Source organism: Streptomyces soli, from assembly GCF_003999195.1.
Classification (GTDB): Bacteria; Actinomycetota; Actinomycetes; order Streptomycetales; family Streptomycetaceae; genus Actinacidiphila; species Actinacidiphila soli.
The window spans coordinates 1-3,271 of record NZ_RJVR01000191.1 but is presented as its reverse complement, the minus strand read 5'-3'; the positions used below and the strand labels follow the sequence as shown (position 1 = coordinate 3,271).

Below are 3,271 nucleotides of genomic sequence, written 5' to 3'. Positions count from 1 at the left end.
TTGATGTACCGGGCCACGTTGAGCTCGGGGCCGTACTGCTCCCGCACACCCTCGGCCCACAAGGTGGTCTGGGTGCCCTCGTGCTTGACCATCCCCGGGCTGACCCCCAGCCGGAAGCCGCCCGGCAGGGGCCTGCCGCCGGAGTACGGCAGGAAGTCCAGCGGACCGGGTCCGTCGGCGGCGTACACGGCGCAGTCGGACAGAACCGCGACCGGATACTGACCGGTGACGGCCGCGTGCTTGAGCATCTTGCGATGCATGTTGATGCGGGTCCTGGAGATGACGGCGGCCCGGATGTCGGGCCGCCACGTCGGGCGGGACAGAGCCCGCCACGGCTCGCCGGGCTTCCAGCCCTCGCCGCGGGGCCGCTCGCGCAGCTTGCCGATGCCGCCCTTAACCGTGGCCTTCACCGCGGACAAAACGATCGCCAGATTCTATTGGATCCCTGTCCGGAAACTTCGGGGCGCCTCACTCTAGTTGGTCCGCTCCTGATCCGGATCTTGTCAGGTGGTCGCTGGTGATCGGGGGCCGAAGGTTGGCCGGAGTGCTTCCGCGGCACCACATGGCACAGGTTGTAGAACGTATCTTGTGCGATCCAGGTCGTCCATGTGAAGTGCGTATGCGCAGGTCGGGTCATTGTGGTTCAGAGGCGTCGCCGCTGTCGGTGATACGCGTGTGAGAGGTCACGAACCCCCGTCGGCTTGTCCCGACGGGGTTCTGCGTGTGGCGATGGGCCGCACCGTGCGGTGTTCCACGACACGACGCAGCCCCGCCATGCTCCTCTTGGCGGGGCTGCGTCGTGTGCGGCACGGGAGCAGCCCTGGGCTCCCTGTTCGTCACCCGCTTTGCTCTGCCGTACTGCCCTGCGGCTAGTTTGTGTGCAGGACAGGTACGCAGGCCCGTGGTGGCAGAGGTGCACGGGGAACGGGAGGTCGGGAAGAGTGTCGCTGCGCGGAGGTGATCCAGCCGAGATAGGCGGCTATCCACTTGAGGCGCGCCTCGGCTCGGGTGGCATGGGCACGGTCTTTCTGGCCCGTACGAGTTCGGGGCGACCTGTGGCGATCAAACTGATCCACCAGCAGTTTGCGGGGGACGACGAGTTCCGCATCCGTTTCCGGCAGGAGGTGGCGGCGGCGAGGCGGGTGAGCGGCGCGTTCACCGCCGCCGTGGTCGACGCTGCCACTGAGGCCGAGCAGCCGTGGATGGCGACGACCTATATCGAGGGGCACACGCTCGCCCAGCGCATCGCCACGAAGGGCCCGCTGAACGGAGCGGAGCTGAGGAGGCTCGCCATCGGGCTGGCGGAGGCGCTGCGCGACATCCACCGGGTGGGGGTCGTCCACCGTGACCTGAAGCCTTCGAACGTCGTGCTCTCGCCCGAGGGCCCGCGCGTCATCGACTTCGGCATTTCGCGCGCCGTGGACCAGCAGACGCTGACGATGACAGGGCGAATCATCGGTACGCCGCCCTTCATGTCGCCGGAGCAGTTGCAGGCGCCGCGTGGTGTGGGGCCGCGGTCCGATATCTTCTCGCTGGGGACGCTGCTGGTGTACGCAGCGACGGGCCACGGGCCCTTCGACGCGGACAGCCCATACATGACGGCGTATCAGGTGGTGTACGAGGAGCCGTCGCTGGGTGCCGTGCCGGTGGCTTTGCGCGCGGTCGTCGAGTCGTGCCTGGATAAGGAGCCCAAGGGGCGCCCCTCGGCGGACGAACTCCTCGTGCTGCTGCGGGACCTGCCGGCCGACCTCGGCGGGACCGACGCGAACGGGGTTGGCGCGGGCCACACCCGCGACGTGTTCACCCAGCAGCACTTCGCGACGCCGGCCACCCCGGCTCCGACTACCCCGGCCGGTCCCGACACAGGGAGCACCGTAGCCCCCATCCGCCGCCGTCTGCGCAGCCGATGGCGTCCTGTGCTCGCGGCCGCAGTCGCGGTGGCAGCGATCGGCGGGGGACTCGCCGCGCTGGAGGCGGGCGGCTTTGGGGGGAACAGCGGCGGCGACAAGGGCAACAGCGTTGCGGCGTCGGGTGCCGCACTTCCGGACGGCTTCGAGCCATGGCGCAAGACCGTGCAGGGCGGTGACGACATCCCCGACGAGCTGCGTTGCGTCGCGCGCGGCGACGCGCTGTTCTGCGGGGGCGGCGGTGTTGTCGCGACCCGTATCAGGACCCTGGACGGCTCGCGGGTGTGGACGGTGAAGAGCCCGGGCGTCCCCATCCAGGGTATGCACCTGGTGGGCGCCACCGACGACACGGTGCTCGGTTACCGCCTCGCCGCCCAGGACGCCCCGCAGGACCCTCCCAGCGAGGTGGTGGCCATCGACGCGAACAACGGCCGGAAGCTGTGGTCCGTACCGTCCGGCGCCCAGTCGACGGCCGTCACGGGTCGGACTCAGGACGCCCTTGTGGTCGGCTCCGCCGTCGTGACGGTCAACGCTTCCAACTCCCGCTTCGAGGCCCGGGACGCGCACAGCGGTGACGTCATGTGGACGACGTCATTCCCCGCGGGTACGCAGTGCGCTCCCGTCCCGGCGGGCCCACAGCTCTTCGCGATGTGCGCGACGAATGCGGAGGTGGATGCCTTAGAGGTGCGCCACCCCACCCTGTACACGGTCGACCGCGCCTCGGGGACACTGGGTAAGCCCATAGCGGTTGACGGCCCCGCCGTGCCGATGGGCGTCGCCAACGGCAGGCTCGTACTCCTTCAGAAGCACATGGAGGGAACGGCGCTGGCCGGCTACGACGGGGTGGCGCGGGTCGACCCGGCCTCGCGGAAGGTCACGTACTCCCGACTGGCCAAGACATACGAGGGGACGCCCGGCATGGCGGACGGCACCGTCTACGTGAGCGGGCAGACCGGTCTCGTCACAGCGCTCGACCCCGCGACCGGCCGGAAGAAGTGGTCGCGACAGACAGGCGTGGAGGGCGCGTCGGGTCCCGCCGCGGGAGCCGACGCGCTGTATTTCAGCTCGGCCACCGGCCGGGTGGTCGCGCTGTCACCGTACGATGGCAAACCCCTGTGGACAACAGAGCCGCAGGCCAATGGTTTGACGGGCGAGCAGGGCGCAAGCCCGCGCGTGACCGTTGCGGGGCGTGAGGTGATCGCGGCCGCGGCCAATAACACCCTCTTCGCCTTCGATGCGCAGAAGCCGCCGAAGTCGGGCTGACCCCCAACGTCGCTCGGCTAGTCCAAGATCGTCTATGATCTCGATCTTGTGCCGAAGGATCACATAGCTGGTGAGACGTACCCGGAGCGGATCCGGATGGG

1 protein-coding gene and 1 pseudogene are annotated in these 3,271 nt (G+C 69.2%); one reads left to right on the top strand and one right to left on the bottom strand.

The genetic code is table 11. From position 1 onward, the window contains the following. A pseudogene (locus EFK10_RS17970) lies at window positions 1–431 on the bottom strand (telomere-associated protein Tap); the annotation flags it as partial. Between the two features lie 510 nt (window positions 432–941). On the opposite strand from EFK10_RS17970, the gene EFK10_RS17965 reads away from it, so the two are divergent. Further along, window positions 942–3,170 carry a serine/threonine-protein kinase gene (locus EFK10_RS17965; protein WP_127356701.1) on the top strand — a complete coding sequence of 743 codons (2,229 nt, stop codon included), beginning with the start codon at window positions 942–944 and terminating at the stop codon, window positions 3,168–3,170. Window positions 3,171–3,271 lie beyond the last annotated feature (101 nt).